The organism is Haloarcula sp. CBA1129 (assembly GCF_008729015.1).
In the GTDB taxonomy this organism is placed as follows: Archaea; Halobacteriota; Halobacteria; order Halobacteriales; family Haloarculaceae; genus Haloarcula.
Window position 1 is genome coordinate 1,014,580 of the sequence record NZ_RKSM01000001.1, and the last position, 17,993, is coordinate 1,032,572.

Sequence of the window (17,993 nt, forward strand, 5' to 3'; positions counted from 1 at the left end):
GGCTCCGTGCGAGTTAGTCTGTTGGGGTGGTTCTGAAAGGTACGCCTTCTCCACCGTTCGTGATGGCACAACCTTCCAAGACCGAAATTCCACCTATGACAAAGGAACCAATTGAGGTACTTGACGACCGGGCCACCAGGTCGCCGATGAGTTCGAGGCGTACAGACCGCCAGACGAGTTCAAGGATGTCTCGCTCGTGATTGAGAACAGTGATGCGGAGCATCCGACGTTGATCGTTCACGTTGACAGGGAAGATGCGGACTCCCTTGCTGATCGTATCGATGAGTTCCTTCGTGAACACGGTGCGCGAACCGAGCGGGAGTGTCACTCAGAGACGGACGTCCGCGTGTTAGCGACGGTCGACTAACACCGCCACCTCCAATTTTTGACCGGCTGCAAGCACCACTGAAGAGGGCTGTCTATTTGCCTCCAAGCAACGACATCTCGACCGCTTCAGCTCAGGTTATCAGTCTGCGTAGACAGATACTCTTGGAGAGCCGTGACCGTTTCTTCTGAAACAGCTGAGGCCCCGAAGTCGCTCCGAAATCCGTGCTTGAGTTCGTCGCTCTCCAAGATTTCCAGTCCACGCTCGAGTTGCTCCCGGAGCGCATCGTCGTCCCCTCGACGCAGGTGTGGCGTGACAGCGTCAAGGTCGATTTCTTCTGCCACTGCCAAGACGTCCCGAAGGTCTGTTTCACGACCGCTATGGAGCTTTGCCGCGACAAGGACCGCCCCATCGATTACTCTAGCCGACGTCGTCACCGTCCCCCCGCTCACCTCCTGCTGGTGGCTGTGGTCGTACAGGTAGTCGAAGGACCACTGTGCCTCAGTCTGCCTACATCCGAGGCCATTCACCAGGAGATCGAAGCCGATCGGCTGTTGCGGCGTGAGCCGCTTTTCGTACTCGATCACTTCGGTGTCGTAGAACCATTCCTTGGCGTGACTGTCCGTTTCCTCGAAGCCCTGTCGTTCGAGGAATTCGGCGAATTCAGCCTTGGAGTCCGGTGCAACGACGATATCGAGGTCTGTGGAGAAGCGTGCGTTGAACGCGGAGACAGCGTAGCCGCCGACAAGGACGTACTCGTGCCCCGTTTGCGTGAGCTCCTCGAGCAGTTCGATGAGTGCGTCACTCCGGTTGTTGAAGCTCATGTCTGTGCCCGTTCGGTCTCACGATACGCGACGCCGAGGTCGAGGTCTTCGTACATCCGGTCGAGCATTGCCAGCCCCGACTGGAACTGGGCGTAGTTCTCGCGCATATACTCGATCGTCTCAGCTCTCGGGATCACTGGGTACCCTTCGACATGGTTGATATCTAGCGACGGGCGTGGCTCAAGGACAATCTGTAGCGGTCCGTCAATCTCGTCTTGGGGCTGTCGTTCGAATGCGGTGGGGAGGTCGAACGATTCGAAAAACGTCTCCCAAGCGTCGACGTCTTGCTCGTGGACGGCTAGGAACAGCGGATAGTCATCGGGGTTGCGACCGACTTGATAGCCGCCCTGGGTCCATACGTAGACGGCGTCGATCCGCGTAAACGCGTACGGTCGGTCACCGAACTGTGGGATGACGTATGCCTCCTCAATCGAAGGCGGACTGACGCCGGCGCTGGCAGCCACGAGTTCGCGTGCGGCGTCTCTCACGCGCTCGTCGACGACGGAGAGGCCATCATCATAACTGATGTAGCCTGCGTCTTCGAGACGGTTCACGGCCTGTCTCACCGTCTCGTACGGCGTGTGGAGGTGTTGTGCGACACGGCGGATAGAGTCACCACTCTCGATAGCCAGGATGACCTGCGCTGCCGTGTCATCGAGAGTCTCGTACATCTGATGATTACCAATAATCAGGTAATAGTTAAAAGTCTTACTTGATTCATGGTTAGAGCGTATCTAGCTTAGAGGGTGCTCTTCGCTGTCGTTGGGGGAGATCAAAGTTCGGCTCAATTTATGTTTGTATCTCCAGCAGGGTACTTCTCCAGATAAAGGTGAAAAGGTAGTGCTTTCTACGGACTCGCGAAAAGGTGATCAGTTTATCGTTGAACAGACCCCGCAGGAAGTCTGCCAGGCCTCACTATCTACGCGTGTATAGTAATGTTGGGAACAGCTCATAGCAGAGTATGTCGAAGGGACAGAGGAGGAAGGGTACGGGGATGGAGCGTTTGAGGGGCATGTCAGAGGGCACTCGGTGGGCTCCAGCCCCAAGCGGGGAACGGGCGTGGGCGATGGTAGGCAGGTGTGTCAGATACTTTTCGGGGACCGCCTCCGACCGGCGGCTACCTATGTCTACTGGCTGATGTGTACTAAAACCTCTCAGCGAGTTTCTGGGTCAGAAACTCAGCTTCCAACTGGAACCCGTCAAGCATAACGAAGTAGCCAATTTTCGTGTAACCCAGATCCACCGTTCCGGAGCAAACGACTCACCACTGTGAAGAACGAACTGATTCACACACCACTCTTTCATGTGAAGGGGTAGAGACACACCATCCATTCAAGTGAACAGGAGACCCGGACACACACTAATTCATGTGAAGAACGAACTGATTCACACACCACTCTTTCATGTGAAGGGGTAGAGACACACCATCCGTTCAAGTGACCTAAAGACTGAGACACACCACTGATTCATGTGAAGACCCGGTCTAATTCACACACCACTCTTTCGAGTGAACAATACAGTCTTCAAAATCCAAGATTTCACTTGAAAATGTGGTGTGTCTCTACCCAACGTTATTCATTGAGGCAATGTCACGAATTGTATCAATCTCGGTTGTAAGACGAAGAACATCGGACATAGCTTCAATAGCACTGCTGAACGGGACATCTAGTTCATAGTTATAATAATTTCCTCTGGATCCGCTCCGGTTTTCGTGTGCAGAAAGGATTCCTAACATCCGAAGGTCAGACAAGTGGTTGTGGAGAGACCGCTGTCCCAGTGATTCGGTTTCAGAAGATTCACACAGAGTAGTATACTCCTCATAGATTTCACGTGTACGGCAGGGTGTTTCTTCTTTAGCTGCTTTCGAAATGACGGCTAAGAGCGCGAGACGACCGTGAGTGGTAAGTTCACGCATCCCTTCCTCTACCCGTTCTTGTTCCAATTGTGAGCGTGCATCATCAACATGGTCTTCGTTGATCACTTCTGCTTCTTGATTCTCTGCAATTTCACCAGCCAACCGAAGGAGGTCAAGAGCTTGCCGAGCACTTCCACTGTCCCTTGCAGCGAGCGCAGCACATAATTGAATGACACCCTGATCAACCGAATCCTCCGTAATAGCGACGTCAGCCCGGGATTGGAGTATATTTTTTAGTTCAGGTGCATCATATGGCGGGAATTGCAGTTCGCGCTCACAGAGAGTATCCTGAACCCGTGGATCTAACTGATCGCGAAATTTGAAGTCGTTGCTGATCCCGATGACTCCAACTTTCGTTTCTTCAAGATTGCCATTTGCTCTCGCTCTGGGCAATTCATACAACAGTTCATCTCGCTCACCGATAGAGTCAATTTCATCAAGGACAATCAGAACCGTGCCACCTATGGCCTCAAGTTCTCGATAGAGCTTCTTGAAGACCGTTTGTTGCGGGTATCCCGTTGAACTGATTTCACCACCAGACGGGCGGAGTTCATTGACGAGTTCCACTGCAACTTGATAAGAAGAGTTCAGCGTTTTGCAATTAAGCGAGAGGATTGAGAGGTCGACATCGTCATACTCAGCCACGTCATCTTGGAGTTGATCGAGAAGATAGTATGTTACAGCTGTTTTGCCAACTCCAGTATTCCCGTAGAGAAAGATATTGTTTGGTTCCCATCCATCGATTACCGGTTGGAGAGCATCCATATATTCTGCAATTTCTTCATCTCTCTCTTTGATGGTCTCGGGTTTGTAGGACTCACCCAGGGCGTCTTTATTACGGAAGATATTCTGCTTCCGTTCGAACCGAGGCATGGACACCCATTCACAAGAAGGGCATATAAAACCACCTCTGCATCTGTTTCAAGTGAACCTACTCACACACACCACTAGTTCAAGTGAAACACTAGAATAGGATATCTAGAAGAACAACAGTCCACTATTTCATCTAAAGCGTTGATATGTAGGTGGATGACCGATTTAGAATATTGTAGTTAAATAGCTCAACACTCGAATTTAATCGGGTGTTGGCGAAGAACTGGTCGGGTGGAGGCTTCGCTCCTTGCTGGGCCTCTTTGCCGCTTCACATGAAAGAGTGGTGTGTCTCTGTCTTATGTTGTATTAATTTTGTCTGCTACGTGTAGGAGCGGAACATCCCATAGTGGAAACTATACCCGACTACGAACAATTCGAGCACCCCAACTCGCATAGGATCGAGACAACCGACAAGCGCAGACAGTCGCCGTCAACGAGTCTCAAGCCGAGAAATTCTCCGGGACTTCAAAACGGCTGACATCGTTGTAGCATTGCCCGAGGATTCGTACTTCGTACACCGGCTTTCCGGTGAAAATTTGCGCCTACTACCGCGTTTAGCTCAGTTCCCCTGGGCTGGGAAACTGTCACTCCAGAACTATAGCAAGCAATGAGTTAGTCGTCAGGGTTCGCCGGGCCGATGTACTTGGATTTGATCCTGTCGCCGTCCCGCCATTGCCAGTACCGATAGCGATTGTCATTGATTTCCTTCACTGTGACTGATGCCCCAGCTGGGACATCATCTGGTCGATCATCAGGTTCGTTTTTTGTTGCCTCCTTTTCGTCTTCGTGTCTGTCTTGATGCTCAGCAAGTGACTCAGCATACTTGGCGAGTACCCGGAGTTGGTCTGCTGATAGTGACCGACACTCGTCGGTGAGCCCTGACGGTAGCATCGCCGGTGGGGTGGGTTCTTCAGGTATTAGTGTGGCTCTTACCTAATCTGGCGAAACAACTATTCGGTATGTGATATGGGCCAATACTGACTGCTGAATATAGAGGATAGTTTCAGCACGCAATCTTGAAGTCAGGACATAGAGTGAGATGCTATATGAGCAACAACATTTCACTTGATCGACGGACGTTGGTCGGGGTCACGAATACTGACGACGGGGAAGTGAGTGGGGACACGAAGTTCCATTTTGAACAGGACGGTAACCGAATCTACGCCCACTACGAGGGTGGTGATGTAGTGGATGGACATCTTGTTGGAACTGTTGAGGGGAATCGGTGGGACATCCGATACACGCAGATTAATCGAAACCACGAGACTGCAACGGGCCACTCTGTCGGTGTAATCGAAGTTCTTGAAGATGGCCGCCTGCGAGTTGAAGATGAGTGGGAGTGGGAATCACAGAAAGGTAGCGGTGAAACAGTCCTCGAAGAAGTCAGATGAGGTAGCTCCTGAGTGCGTAAGATACGCGCCTTGTATCTTGCACTGGCCGACCAACCAATCTCCCGATAGATTCCGCTGTTTCACTCTCTTCGGTAAGAGCCACTCCGATTTTGTGTCCCCCAGTCGAGTGAGGGATTCTCCACTATGGACCCGACCGAAACAGTTCCAGACTACGAGCGTTTCGAGCGTGAACAGATTGCACAGGACCGCGACCGACAGCGTCCCGATACCGTCGAGATTGACGAGCCACGGAGCCGTGAGGTCGTTACCAGTCTGCTTGAAGCGGGCGTGGTTGAGCCGATTCCAGAGCAAGAAGTCTTGCAGCACATCCCGTCCGGCAAGTGCTTCGACTCGGACTTGGCGCTGGTGTACTTTCACGAGGGTTGGGAGGCCGGAAGCGAGGGGTAGCCAACTCGCAGGCTAACCAACACACTGCCTCATATCCCACTCGGTGTTGGTTAGTGGCAAGGTCCCTTCTCACTGAGCTACAGCGTCGATTTTCTGTACCCCAGTGGCAGTGCGGGGGCGTACCCGAGAGTGCGTCCCGGAAACAGACCAATGTCAACGATACAGTCAGACACTCCAGAGCAGTCCAGTCAGCAGAGCACCTGCACATTCGACGATTCGGACTCCCGAGACGACGAGATGCGCGAGCAGCTTGACTCGTGGGTCGAGGATCTTGTCGACCTCACGAATGAGGCACAGGCCAGCGAGCAGTTCCAGCAGTGGCTTGACGTGCAGTCGAAGTTCCACGACTACAGCGCTCGGAACACCCTTCTGATCAAGCTCCAGTGTCCCGAGGCAACGCGGGTCGCCGGTTACCAGACCTGGAAAGACGAGTTCGACCGGTACGTCCAGAGCGGTGAGGATGCAATCTGGATCTGGGCTCCGATCATTACGAAGAAGTGTCCTGCATGCGGCAACTCGCCATCGTATCACGAGAACACGGAGTGTGAGTACGACGAGACAGACCCCGAGCAGTGGCGTCGAGGGCTAGTCGGATTCCGGCCAACGTCGGTGTTCGATGTCTCCCAGACTGAAGGCGAGCCGCTTCCCGAACTGGAGACGGAAGCTCACGGCGACCCGGATGGACTCGTTGAGGACCTGTTGGATGCAACCGACGAGATCGGCGTCGACGCACGAATCGTTGCTCCAGCGGAGTGGGAGCATGGGTCTGCTCGGGGCGGCTGCCAGCGTCGGAGCGTCGTGACTACGAATCCAATGGTCGAAGCGGTCGACCGGGATAATCGGGCCGCTCTTGCGAGTACACTCATCCACGAGTTCGCCCACGCTGCTCTTCACTTTGACGTCGACGATGAGACGGAGCGCTCGAAGCGAGAGGTCGAAGCCGAGGCGGTCGCCTACGTCGTGAGTCGCCATTTCGAGTTGGACCCCGACAACTCGGCGTTCTACTTGGCGGCGTGGGACGGCGATGCTCCCGAGACGTTGCAGGACCGGCTGAACCGTATCTCAGTGACTGCGGCGGAGCTGATCGACGCCGTCGAAGGTGAGAGCTGAGAAGGTGCGGTGTCTTTCCAGACGTGCTTGAGAGCCGTATTTTGTCTTCCTTGCTGGGTGGAGAGAGTCAAGTATCCGTTCAACACCGATACCACAGCCGAGAGAAGTAAACCCACACATCGAACACCTCTTCGAAGTGTTCTGGGGGTCAACTCGGACAGCTGTTACGTCCTGTTCTCTGGCCTTGCACGCGACGTACTCGTTGAAGCGACGGAACGCCACAGGGGATACCACTACGCCTCTGGTAGGTTCTCACGGATATCAATCAGGTCCGTCCAAGAATAACGAAAACGGACGGGGACTCCGATCCAAAGTGGCCACATCTATGACTGAAAAATCTCAGCATGACATGATTTCCCGCAAGGCTCAAAGGACAACTGAGTGCCAATCATATCTCACCTATGAGGGGGAACAATCTCCGATACCGGGTATCAATCAATGTATCTTCCCCATACAACTCTGTGAAGAACTGCCGAGAATCAGGGTGGTTCGAGACAGACCAGCGACGAATCGTCCTCATTGTGTGATTCACAGGCGACGAACAGCGCCCCATCACCGACGGCGAGTCCCTGAATACCACCACTCTCGATGGTATGAGTCCATCGTGTTGCACCAACCCTTATTCCTCCGACCCCGACACCACCTGATAGATCGAATGCGTGAACATCACCTTTCACCGGAGCATAAATGGTGTCGCCGGCCGCGACAGGGGCCGCGTTATCGAAGTCTGCGCTCACCTGCCAGTGACGGTTCCTGTCGTAGACTCGGAGCGACGAAAGTGATTCCCAGCCCGTACTGTATACCCACGACCCAGCGTAGACGGGCGGTGATCCGGTGTGGCTCTCGGTGGCTATCCAGTCGTTGATGCCGGCGTTGGCTCCATCTTGTAGGTTCCGAAGTGGGCCACTGAACGTGCTGACAACGATGCCGTTGTCCGTCGGTACTATTGCTTCAATCTGGCTCCCTACTTTACGACGCCAGCGTTCTCCCGGCTCTTCTTCGGTGCCATTGAGGGAATATGCATACACCTCGCCGCCGACAGTACCAATATATAATCGAGGGCTGCGGAACGCTATTGTCCTAACCGCACCGAATACATCGATCTGCCAGTGCTCGTCACCGTTCGCTGGGTCAAGCGCGTGAACGGTCCCATCGTCGTTTGCGACGAGTACGAACGGTTCGCTGACGAGTCGACCGGTGATCGGATGGGGCGGACTGTGGATGTGGCCGGCACCAGTCAGAGACCATAGCTTATCGCCAGTGTCAGCATCGACAGCGAAAACCGTGTCATCATCGCTCGTCGTAACGTAGACGATACCGTCGTGGACCGCCGGGGGTGAGGGCCAAGGATGCTGGGTCGGTGCAAATTGCCATAACTCCTCACCCGATTCTCCATCGAGCGCGAGCAGCCCCTCTGCATCCGGTGCGAAGACTATCCCGTCCACAATGGCCGGCGTTCTGATATCCGAACCAATATCGGCGGCCCACCGCTCTCGGACGTCCCTTCGGGGTGCTACGGCATCGGGTGTAAACGCCGTGTTGTGGGGATTGTGGCGGGGCATTGGCCAGTCAGTCGTCGTATCGCTCCCGGGTGAGAACTGCGATTCGCTGGATTCGAGACAGCCGGCGGTTCCGATGAGAGCCACGCCACTAAGGCTGCCGAGAAGTTCGCGCCTGGAGGGCATCATTTGGAATGTGATCCTATATGTGAAGGTCTTTCTGGGTTCTCTCCACGCCATACCATCGGTGGCCTGTTCCCTGACTTAGATGGGGTAATCTACACAGGAAAGTAGTTTTTGCCGCGCCTGCCAGCTGGGCGCGCCGGTCGGTGCGCTCGGTATTCTCCATGTCTTCAGAAGCGCGACACTCCTAGTCAGCGGCGGCTGTAGGCGATGCACAGCAGGCTGAGTATATCGGGTTCCTCCATCGCGAGCCGTTCGTAATTGATGCTTACTCGCTTGGATTCACCGTCGGCGTTCGCGAGGACTACTCGTATCAATCCAAACTGCGGAACGTCGACGTCCCGATAGAGATGCTGGATAACGACTTCCGGAATCCAGACTTGGACCGATATATCGAACGCTTCGAGCAGTACGAGCCATCGGTCGGGATGCTCAGCGATGCATACGACCGGCAGGAAGCACGACGGTACAACCAAGCTGCACGGGAACTGAAACGGAAGTTTCCGGGAGCGGAGGTCATCATCGTCCCGAAGTGCCACGAGGCAATTGAGGAGATCGACGATGATATCGTGTTAGGCTATCCGATGGGGTACTCTGACCAGACTGCTGACGAGTACACGGATATCGTGGATTGGCGAGGTCGGCGCGTGCATCTGCTGGGGGCAAGCAGTTCCCCGTAATTCCCCGTGATAGAGGAGCTAACACAGCCGCGTGTCACTGGAGAAGAGCCAGCCGATATCGTCGGCGTGGACTGGAACGGAGTCCATCTGGCGGCGCTGCATGGCAAATACTTCTCACCACACGGGTACGGGAGTGCGGGCCACCTCTCAATCCGGGAGACGGTTCAAGACAGCTTGCGACACATCAGATCATACTGGAAATCGCGGGGTGTATGGCCCACTACAGAGACCGATCGGAATCCGCTAACAGCGGAACCGATGGACCCCGTCTGGGCCGCTGATGGCACGAGAGCGACCGGAACAAGCGCGGAGACTCGTTTCGAGACCGAATCCCAGTACACCCCAGAGGCGTGCCGGTATCACCTGTACATCGCCCGCGCCTGTCATGGGCTCACGGTGCTGCCCTAGTGCGGAAGCTCCTCGGCCTCGAGGACGCCATCGCGATGGACATCGTCGAACCGTATCGTGGCGCTGGTGGCTGGCAGTTCAGCCCCAACAAACCAGGCTGTACACCGGACTCACTCCATGACTCTGAGTTCATCCACGAAGTCTACACCGCAGCTGATTCGGAGTACACTGGTGGCGTTACCACGCCGGTTCTCTGGGACCGGGACGAGGAGACTATCGTCAACAACGAGTCCATCGAGATCATGGAGATGCTCGCGACGGCGTTCGCCGACCACAGCGATGAGTACGACCTGTATCCTGCGACGACGCGTGACCGCATCGATGCGGTCATCGAGGAGTTGCACGAACCAATTCTCAAGGGGGCGTACACTGCTGGGTTTGCCGACTCTCAGGAGATATACAAGCGGGCGGTCGATTCCATGTTCGACGCCCTCGACTACTGGGAGGCCGTACTCGAGGACCAGCGGTTCCACGCCGGGGATTCGCTGACGCTCGCCGACCTCCGACTATTTCCTGCACTCGTCCGTCTCGATCCCGTCTACTACACGCACTTCAAGTGTAACGTCCGGCGCCTCGTCGATTATCCGAACCTCTGGGCGTACACGCGGGACATCTACCAACACGACGGCATCTCGGAGACCGTGAATCTCGACCACATCAAGCAGCACTATTACCGGAGCCACACGGACATCAACCCGACCGGATTCGTCCCAGTCGGGCCCGACATCGACTTTACCGCGAGCTACGACCGGGAATGAGTGTGTACGCTGGGTTGTGGCTCCGCATGTTCGAAGTCACTGGAAGTAGAGACAGTATACATGAACCGTTCTAACTCGCCGGAAACGGGGTTCATCGATCCGAGTGGCGCTAACGACGAAGCCGTACGCGACCTCGCTGAGAACGTTCTAGACCAGCTCCTTGACCAGCTTGGGACAGCAGAAGACCGATCGCCGTTACCAAACGAGTCAACTATCCCATCTGTTACACTTCCTGAGTCTCCACGCTCTGAGGGCGACCTTCTCGGAGATCTTGAGACAATCGTCGAGGGCTCGATGAACCCTGCACATCCAGGATACATCGGCCATATGGACACGATCCCCACGACGATGTCGGTGCTGGGTGATCTCGTCGCTTCGGCGGTCAACAACAATCTGCTAAGTGTGGAGATGTCACCGGTATTCTCGGAACTTGAGGTACAACTCATCGAGACTATCGCCAGTGAGTTCGGACTCGGTCCAAACCCCGGCGGGGTACTCACCAGTGGCGGGTCGCTCGCGAACCTCCACGCGCTTGCAGTCGCCCGCAACCACACGTTCGACGTTCACGAAGACGGACTCACCGGACTGGACAGCGAGCCAGTGCTATTCACCTCTGGGGTGTCACACACATCACTACAGAAGGCCGCAATGCTACTCGGACTCGGGACCGAGAGCGTCGTCACGGTCGAGACGGACGCGGACTCGCGGATGAAACCAAGCGCACTGACCGAGGCGGTCGAACAGACGAAACGAGACGGTCGTACGCCATTCTGCGTCGTCGCCACCGCTGGGACGACGACGACTGGGAACATCGACCCGCTCCCAGCGCTCCGTGACATCGCGGAGCAACACGACCTGTGGCTCCACGTAGACGCAGCCTACGGCGGTGCGCTGGTCTTCTCCGAAGCTGAACGCGGTCGACTGGACGGAATAGAGGCCGCAGACTCGGTGACGTTCAACCCCCAGAAGTGGTGTTACGTCGCGAAGACGTGTGCGATGGCACTCTTCGGGAACGTCGACGTGCTTCAGATGGACTTCCGAGTCGGGGCACCCTACATGGGTGACGATGATGCAATCCCGAACCTCGGCGAACTTAGTGTCCAAGGCACCCGGCGGGCGGATGTGCTGAAGCTCTGGCTCACCTTCCAGCACCTCGGCCGGGACGGACTCGAACAGCTGATCGACGAGAGCTATCGGTTGACTGCCGTGCTTCGCAGCCGCGTGGCCGAACACGATGCGCTGGAGCTGGCGAGCGACCCGGAGATGAACTTGGTCTGTTTCCGTGCCGCGCCCGACTGGTGTCCGCCGGAGGAACGTGACGCGCTAAACGAGCGACTCCAGCGGACGCTACTGGCTGAGCATGACGTCTTCGTTTCGCTCCCGACCTATCGTGACAACCGCTGGCTGCGTGTCGTGTTACTGAACCCGTTCACCGACGAGAAGACACTCGACAGACTGCTCGACGGGATTGAGGCAGTTCTGGACGCACAACAGACGTAGCCTGCTCACTACCTTCCTGACTGGCACGGACTCCCCGTACCGATACAGTCGAATCGGATTTCGACACTCACCTGCACGTAGAAATCGACTCTCTCGAAGACGATGGGATCGTTCACCGTCGTGTCGAGGAAGGCCCGCCCGTCGAGACGCACACAGTCCTGCCCGTGTGAGCCACTTCAACGTCTATTTACTACCGGCGGGAAACGACACATTCGATGCCCTCCATAATCCAAGACACCGTATTCAAAGAGCCTACTGGTGGTATTTTGGCACTTATCTACCTCGCTGGGGCTCTCCTCTTCATTGGCCAGTACGGATATTACGCAATTATAGCCAACTCCGCACCGGGCAATTTCGCACTGTTCTTGGGTGCCGGGTTTGGCTTATCCGGAATTGCGGAATCACTTCCGAAGCATCAACGACGGGCTGCTGGTGTCCTGCGTCTTGCCGCGGTCATCGTACTGACCGGTCTTCTCGCTGCTATCGCCTTTGCTCCCGAGTTCCTCAGTCTATAATGAGTTTTTCTGTGTGAATTCATTGTCAAAACGCTCGTAATCGATCTCGGCCCACAGGAGGCCCCACTCCCCTATATCTTAAGCGTTGACGACGACCGCGATGACGGCGCCGCGGACAACCATGTCCGGCACATGGTCGGCCGTGGCAAGGGGCCGTTTGAGGACCTGATCCGGGAGGACACCGGTGTCGACAACCTCGATGTCATCCCAGCCCACAACATGCTCTCATCGCTGGATACGACGATGCGCCGGGCCAAAGAGACTGAGGAACAGATGAATCCAGACGCCGAGTAGGTCAAAGAGGAACAACTGTACCAGCTGCTCGGCCGCAACGGCATCCACGAACAGTATGATGTCATTATTTGCGACCCAAGGCATCCGAGGATCAGGGGCTTTACAACGCGGTCAGGGTCACACAGACGGTCCTCATCTCGGTCGAACTCTCAGGCAAGGGCTCGTCAGCATCAATGGCTTGGAGCAACTCATCGACGGTCTGGAAGACAACCCTGGTATCGAGGTGGGCGTCCTAGGAATCGTGCCTGTCGCCTCCGGCGACACGACCGGTCAGAAGCAACACCTCGCGACGCTCCAAGAGGATATCGACTACGACGTTCCGGCGGTGTTCCGCAAGCGTGAGTCGCTTCCAGACTGACGGTCAGAATTGATTGTCGACAGAGGGGTTGACCAAAGTCGGTTGGTCGGCCATCGTGTCGGTGATAGAGTGTGTTGACTTCGCTGTACGTGTCGGGGTAGGCTCAGCCTAGGTGGCTTTATCTCCTTGAAGGATGACGGCATCGTATGAGCGAATTGGCCGTCGGGGTCGTCGGTGCCGGGTGGATGGCGACCGACTACCACATACCGGCGTTCACCGGCCACCCGCGAACCCGTGTCGTCGCCTTCGCCGAGCGGGACGGCGACCGGCGGCGCGCTGTCGAGGACGAGCAGTCGCTTCCGGGGTACGCCGATACCGAGGCGATGCTGTCGGCCCACGACCTCGATATCGTCAGTATTTGTACGCCGCCGAGCACACACGAGGCGATTTTTCTGGCCGCCGTTGCGGCAGGCTGTCACGTCCTCTGTGAGAAACCACTGGCGCTCACGGCCGAGAGTGCGCGGACGATGGCGACGGCGGCGGAGGACGCCGGTGTCGTCACACAGGTGGGCTACCTCCACCGGTACTACCGGAACTACGAGCGGGCGGTGAAGATACTATCGAACGGCCTTCTCGGGGATCTCGTCGAGGTTACTGTCGCCCACCACTCGGCACCACCCTCGGTCGGGTGGTACTACAACCCCGACCTCTCGGGCGGCGGCGTCGCCCGTGACCTGTTTCCCCACACGCTTGACGTGCTGTTCGAGGTGTTCGACGACACGCCCGACGTGACCGACGCAAGCGTGCGCTATCTTCGGGGGCGGGCGGTCGAAGATGCTGCCCGCGTCTCGCTTGATTTCGACGGCGTCCCGGTCGACCTCTCGGCGACCTGGACACAGACTGAAGGGGTGAGTCGCGTCCTCGTCGTCGGCACCGAAGGATGGATCGAGCTCGATTCGATGACACTGCAGGGAGACGTACACGGTCGCCCCTTCGAGTTCCAGCAGGGCGAGTCCTCGCTGGTCGATATCGGCGTCGCGACGCTGTTTCCCGCGAGCGACGAGGACGCCCACACCGCCCGCATCCACGACTTCGCGGACCACGCTGTCGACGGCGACCCCGAGACCACCGCACCGGCGCGCCGCGGCGTCGCCGTAGCCGAAGTCATCGACGCGGTGTACGACCGCTGTGACGTCGAATGGAGGGCCGACTGATGACGGTGCTGGTCACCGGTGCGACGGGCTTTCTCGGGCTGAATCTGCTCCACTCGCTGGACCGCGGCGCTGTGGCGATGGTGCGGCCAGCCTCGTCGACGCGGCGGCTTCCCGATGGCGTCGACACCGTCGAGGCCGACCTCTCGGACCCGGACTCGCTCGCGGCGGCGCTGGACGGGGTCGACAGCGTCGTCCATCTCGCGGCCGCCGTCTACGACACCGCACGGATGGCCGGGACGAACGCCATCGGCACCGAACGGCTGGTCGCGGCGGCGGCCGACGCCGGCGTCTCCCGATTTGTCTTTGCGAGCACCATCGGCGCACACCCCGAGGTTCCGGCGGATGTCGACTCGGCCTATCAACAGTCGAAGGTTGCCTCGGAGGAACTCCTCTTCGACCGGGACCACCCCTTCGAAGTGGCGGCCGTCTACCCGACATACATCTTCGGCCCGCGAGACTACCGCCTGACCCGGTACGAACACGTCCGACCCATCGCCACCAACCGCGTGCTGGTGCCGCCGCTGTACACCCTCGACGAGTACAACATCGTTCACGTCGCGGACGTGGTCGGGACGATTGCCCACTGTCTCGACGGCGCGGTGGGTCGCCATCTCGTCACCGGTCCGAACCTCTCGAACAAGGCGGTCTTGGGCGCGCTCGCCCGCTACACACCGGGGAACTGCACCGTCGTCAACGTCCCTTACGGCGTGATTCGGTGGGGAGTCAAGCCGGCGATGGACCTCCTGTACCGGGCCGGCATCTCGCCCGTTCCCGGCGAGGGGTTCCTCGAACGGAACGATTTCGGTACCGTCCGCGACGACCTGACCGAGCGAGCGCCCGTCCGCCAGCGGCCGTGGCAGGCGGCGATTCGGGACACGGTCGAGTGGTACGACTCGGTGGGTCTGCTCTAACATGCGCGGTCGTGGCCCTCGCGGAACGCTCTCGCCGCCGCCGCTCCGCCGAACCATGAACCTAGCGCGTGCGAGTTCGTTGCTGTTCGTCGTCGAACTGGTGAATACGGCTATCGGCTTCTTCGGGACGGTGTACTTCGCTCGGGAACTGGGTGCGACGCTGCTGGGGGTGTTCTTCCTGTTCGAGGCGACGCTGTACACGATGTCAACCGTCGTCGACTTCGGGCTTCGAGGAGCCGTCGAGAAGCGAATCAGTGCGGGCGACGACCCCGGGCAGATGTTCGGCGCGGCCGTCGTTCTGAAACTCGCCCTCATCGTCGTGGTGTCGGCCGCAGTTCTGGCCGTCCGCGAACCGCTCGCCGCCTACATCGGGACGGACCTCGCGCTTGAACTGGTCGGCGTCGTCGTCGTCTACGAACTGGCGATGCTCGTCGTCCACGTTCTCCAAGGGGAGCTACGGGTGGCCCAGACGGCCGTCCTGCATTTCCTGCGGAGCATGACCTTCGTCACCGTCGCCGTCGGCCTGCTCCAGTACGGCTTCGGTGTCCGAGCGCTGGTGTACGCGCTGCTGGTGAGCTACACCGTCCTGTTCGTCGGCGGGAGTCTGCGGCTCTCGACGCCTCTGTCCCGACCCGGCAAATACCATCTGAAGTCGCTGTACGACTACGCGAGGTTCAACGGCATCTGGGGGCTCGGCGGGCACGTCTACAACTGGATGGATGTCATCGTCATCGGGTTCTTCCTCTCGCAGGCCGCCGTCGGAGCCTACGAACTGGCGTGGCGCTTGACGACGACGGCCATCATGTTCAGCACCGTCTTTGCGCGGGTGCTGTTCCCGCAACTGTCGGCGTGGCAGGCCGACGGCGCGACCGAGAAGATACGTGACCTCATCTCGGACGCGATGACCACCTCGCTGCTGCTCATTGTCCCCTCCGTCGTTGGCGTCGCCATCATCGGCCGTGAAATTCTGGGCGTCATCTTCGGGCTGGAGTACACCATCGCCGCGGCCGCCTTCCTCGTGTTGATGATAGAGAAGCTCCCGCAAGCGGTGAATCTGGTCTTCGATAAGGCGATTCAGGCGTTCGACCGGCCGAAGTACGGCGCTATCGCCACCGTCATCTCGCTGTCACTGAACGTCGTCCTGAATGTCCTGCTCGTCCCGCGGTACGGACTGGTGGGGGCCGCGGCTGCGACGCTGCTGTCAGTGGTGGTCAACACCGCGATACTGGGGTACTATCTGGGACGACTCACCACCGTCCGATTCCCGAGACGGGACGTGGGCTGGACCGTGCTGGCCGCGCTGGCGATGGGCGTCGCGCTCGTCGGCCTCACTCGGTTGCTCTCCGTCGAGACGCCGGTGACACTGCTGGCGGCCGTCGCTCTCTCAGCGGTAGTCTACGGTGCGGGCGTGCTGGCTGCGCCGCCGCTGCGCGTGAAGATAATAGAGAACGTGAAGGATCTCCGCGGTTAGGCTGTGAGACGATAGACGACGCCCTCGTCCTGACTCAGCGGGTCCTCGCTGAGGGCGGCCCGCGTCCCGAGAACGTAGCTGTCGTTCCCGTCCTGTCCAAGCGAGAGTACTTGGATGTCGAGGCCGCCCTCGACCTGTAGTTCCGTGACCGGCCACAGTCCCGATTCTTGGGGTGTAGCCGCTAGCAAGCGACCGGCGGCCGCGGTAAAAGAACTCGTGAACACGCCGAAGACGTACGTCTCATCGAGCGCAGCGATGCTTCCGGTGTGGATGTGGCCCCCGATGACCGCGAAGCCGACGGCGTCACCCTCGTCGTCGAAGTGTGGGAACTCCACTACCGGGTCGACGAGCGTCTCGCCGCGGTCGGATTCGACGACACACTGTTCCTCGGAACTGGTCCCCTGTTGGGGGTCGTGACAGTAGGTCCCTTCCTTGAGCGGCCAGCCGTAGTTGGCGCCCGACTCGATGACGTTGATCTCCTCCCACGTCGCCTGTCCCACATCGCCGGCAATGAGCTGGTCGCCGCTGAAGGCCATCTTCCACGGATTCCGCAGGCCCCACGCGTACAGTTCGGCACGCCCGTCCTCGCCGACCAGCGGATTGTCTTCCGGGATGGCGTAGGGCAGCTCCTCGGTTTCCCCGTCGACGTCGATACGGAAGATGCCCCCCTTGAGAGTGTAGACTTTCTGTGCGTTGTGGGGGTTCAGCCCGTCGCCCAGCGAGCCGTAGAGATAGCCGTCCGGGCCGAATTCGATTGTCCCGGACTGGTGGATTGGCCGCTCCCACGCCATGTCCATGAGCACCCGCTCGCTGTCGGGGTCGGCCGCCGACCCGCTCTCGGTGACGCTGAACTCCGAGAGTCTCTCACGGTGATCGATATCCGCGTCCTGAGACGGTGCACTGTAGCGGACGTAAAACAGCCCGTTAGCGGCGAATTCGGGATGAAAGGCCAGTCCGAGCAGACCGCGCTCGTCGTAAGGGACCCAACTGGGAAGCCCCTCACCAAGCGCCACGATGTCGTCGGTGAGGTCCAAGAACGGCGTCGACTGGAGGCCGTCAGCGTCGTGGACGTATACTGTGCCGACTTGGTCGAGAATAAAGCGGCGGTCGGTATCCTCGTTCGCGGTGAGAAGTGCGCTGGGCGAGGTCAGCCCGCTGGCGACTTCCTCTAACCGGACCGTCGACCCGTTGTCGAAGAACGAATCCGAGATGCCATCCGGGATGTCGCTGTCCGGGATGTCGCTGTCCGGCGTGCCGGTGGCGGTTGTCGGGGCCTTCCCACTGGCGTCTTTCCGTTCAGTTGTCGAGCAACCGGCGAGCAGTCCGGCTGCCCCGACAGCACCGAACGTTTGCAGTAACGAACGGCGTGAAACCGGACGGTCAGATAATCGATTGTTCATGTATATCTAAATCGTT

The 17,993-nt window shown here is 58.2% G+C and carries 19 protein-coding genes and 1 pseudogene; 13 read left to right on the forward strand and 7 right to left on the reverse strand.

Annotated elements, in window-relative coordinates; translation table 11 throughout:
- Nucleotides 1-196 precede the first annotated feature (196 nt).
- Nucleotides 197-367, forward strand: a complete 171-nt coding sequence (locus Har1129_RS20875; protein WP_225307747.1) for a hypothetical protein — start codon at nt 197-199, stop codon at nt 365-367.
- A gap of 86 nt (nt 368-453) precedes the next feature.
- On the opposite strand, the gene Har1129_RS05075 is transcribed toward Har1129_RS20875, so the two are convergent.
- The 4 genes from Har1129_RS05075 to Har1129_RS05090 all read right to left on the reverse strand — a co-directional run bounded on the left by Har1129_RS05075 (nt 454) and on the right by Har1129_RS05090 (nt 4,828).
- Nucleotides 454-1,149, reverse strand: coding sequence for a nucleotidyltransferase domain-containing protein (locus Har1129_RS05075; protein ID WP_151099693.1), 696 nt, complete (start codon nt 1,147-1,149; stop codon nt 454-456).
- On the reverse strand, nt 1,146-1,820 hold the full coding sequence (locus Har1129_RS05080) for a helix-turn-helix domain-containing protein (protein WP_151099694.1): 675 nt from the start codon (nt 1,818-1,820) through the stop codon (nt 1,146-1,148). The genes Har1129_RS05075 and Har1129_RS05080 overlap by 4 nt, the downstream gene beginning before the upstream one ends.
- Before the next feature lie 890 nt (nt 1,821-2,710).
- Complete coding sequence (locus tag Har1129_RS05085; protein WP_151099695.1) at nt 2,711-3,937, reverse strand: orc1/cdc6 family replication initiation protein; 1,227 nt, start codon at nt 3,935-3,937, stop codon at nt 2,711-2,713.
- Nucleotides 3,938-4,549: 612 nt separating this feature from the next.
- Complete coding sequence (locus Har1129_RS05090; RefSeq protein WP_151099696.1) at nt 4,550-4,828, reverse strand: hypothetical protein; 279 nt, start codon at nt 4,826-4,828, stop codon at nt 4,550-4,552.
- A 155-nt stretch (nt 4,829-4,983) separates the two neighbouring features.
- On the opposite strand from Har1129_RS05090, the gene Har1129_RS05095 reads away from it, so the two are divergent.
- The 3 genes from Har1129_RS05095 to Har1129_RS05105 all read left to right on the forward strand — a co-directional run bounded on the left by Har1129_RS05095 (nt 4,984) and on the right by Har1129_RS05105 (nt 6,846).
- Nucleotides 4,984-5,328 (forward strand): hypothetical protein, encoded by a 345-nt coding sequence (locus tag Har1129_RS05095; protein ID WP_151099697.1) that lies wholly within the window; start codon nt 4,984-4,986, stop codon nt 5,326-5,328.
- Between the two features lie 144 nt (nt 5,329-5,472).
- Nucleotides 5,473-5,736: a hypothetical protein gene (locus Har1129_RS05100; RefSeq protein WP_151099698.1), complete on the forward strand. Its 264-nt coding sequence runs from the start codon at nt 5,473-5,475 to the stop codon at nt 5,734-5,736.
- A 150-nt stretch (nt 5,737-5,886) separates the two neighbouring features.
- On the forward strand, nt 5,887-6,846 hold the full coding sequence (locus Har1129_RS05105) for an ImmA/IrrE family metallo-endopeptidase (RefSeq protein ID WP_151099699.1): 960 nt from the start codon (nt 5,887-5,889) through the stop codon (nt 6,844-6,846).
- On the opposite strand, the gene Har1129_RS21315 is transcribed toward Har1129_RS05105, so the two are convergent.
- Nucleotides 6,799-7,080, reverse strand: a complete 282-nt coding sequence (locus Har1129_RS21315) for a zinc ribbon domain-containing protein (RefSeq protein ID WP_370455384.1) — start codon at nt 7,078-7,080, stop codon at nt 6,799-6,801. The genes Har1129_RS05105 and Har1129_RS21315 overlap by 48 nt on opposite strands.
- Nucleotides 7,081-7,325: 245 nt before the next feature.
- Nucleotides 7,326-8,585 (reverse strand): PQQ-binding-like beta-propeller repeat protein, encoded by a 1,260-nt coding sequence (locus Har1129_RS05115; RefSeq protein WP_225307748.1) that lies wholly within the window; start codon nt 8,583-8,585, stop codon nt 7,326-7,328.
- 107 nt (nt 8,586-8,692) lie between these two features.
- Here Har1129_RS05115 and Har1129_RS21320 point away from each other — a divergent pair.
- From Har1129_RS21320 to Har1129_RS05160, 9 genes and pseudogenes are all read left to right on the forward strand, one after another.
- Nucleotides 8,693-9,538, forward strand: a pseudogene (locus Har1129_RS21320) (DUF6610 family protein); the annotation flags it as partial.
- 77 nt (nt 9,539-9,615) lie between these two features.
- Nucleotides 9,616-10,374, forward strand: a complete 759-nt coding sequence (locus Har1129_RS05125; RefSeq protein ID WP_370455385.1) for a glutathione S-transferase family protein — start codon at nt 9,616-9,618, stop codon at nt 10,372-10,374.
- Between the two features lie 60 nt (nt 10,375-10,434).
- Entirely contained in the window at nt 10,435-11,874 is a 1,440-nt protein-coding gene (locus tag Har1129_RS05130) for a pyridoxal-dependent decarboxylase (RefSeq protein ID WP_151099700.1), read from the forward strand.
- Nucleotides 11,875-12,089: 215 nt separating this feature from the next.
- Nucleotides 12,090-12,389 carry a hypothetical protein gene (locus tag Har1129_RS05140; protein ID WP_151099701.1) on the forward strand — a complete coding sequence of 100 codons (300 nt, stop codon included), beginning with the start codon at nt 12,090-12,092 and terminating at the stop codon, nt 12,387-12,389.
- 132 nt (nt 12,390-12,521) lie between these two features.
- Complete coding sequence (locus Har1129_RS20885; protein WP_225307751.1) at nt 12,522-12,683, forward strand: ParA family protein; 162 nt, start codon at nt 12,522-12,524, stop codon at nt 12,681-12,683.
- Nucleotides 12,684-12,861: 178 nt separating this feature from the next.
- Nucleotides 12,862-13,041 (forward strand): hypothetical protein, encoded by a 180-nt coding sequence (locus tag Har1129_RS20890; protein WP_225307752.1) that lies wholly within the window; start codon nt 12,862-12,864, stop codon nt 13,039-13,041.
- A 146-nt stretch (nt 13,042-13,187) separates the two neighbouring features.
- Nucleotides 13,188-14,195, forward strand: a complete 1,008-nt coding sequence (locus tag Har1129_RS05150; RefSeq protein ID WP_151099702.1) for a Gfo/Idh/MocA family protein — start codon at nt 13,188-13,190, stop codon at nt 14,193-14,195.
- Nucleotides 14,180-15,106 carry an NAD(P)-dependent oxidoreductase gene (locus tag Har1129_RS05155; protein WP_225307753.1) on the forward strand — a complete coding sequence of 309 codons (927 nt, stop codon included), beginning with the start codon at nt 14,180-14,182 and terminating at the stop codon, nt 15,104-15,106. The genes Har1129_RS05150 and Har1129_RS05155 overlap by 16 nt, the downstream gene beginning before the upstream one ends.
- 55 nt (nt 15,107-15,161) lie before the next feature.
- Nucleotides 15,162-16,577 carry a polysaccharide biosynthesis C-terminal domain-containing protein gene (locus tag Har1129_RS05160; RefSeq protein ID WP_151099703.1) on the forward strand — a complete coding sequence of 472 codons (1,416 nt, stop codon included), beginning with the start codon at nt 15,162-15,164 and terminating at the stop codon, nt 16,575-16,577.
- Here Har1129_RS05160 and Har1129_RS05165 read toward each other — a convergent pair.
- Entirely contained in the window at nt 16,574-17,977 is a 1,404-nt protein-coding gene (locus tag Har1129_RS05165) for a PQQ-dependent sugar dehydrogenase (protein ID WP_151099704.1), read from the reverse strand. The genes Har1129_RS05160 and Har1129_RS05165 overlap by 4 nt on opposite strands.
- Between the last annotated feature and the right edge of the window lie 16 nt (nt 17,978-17,993).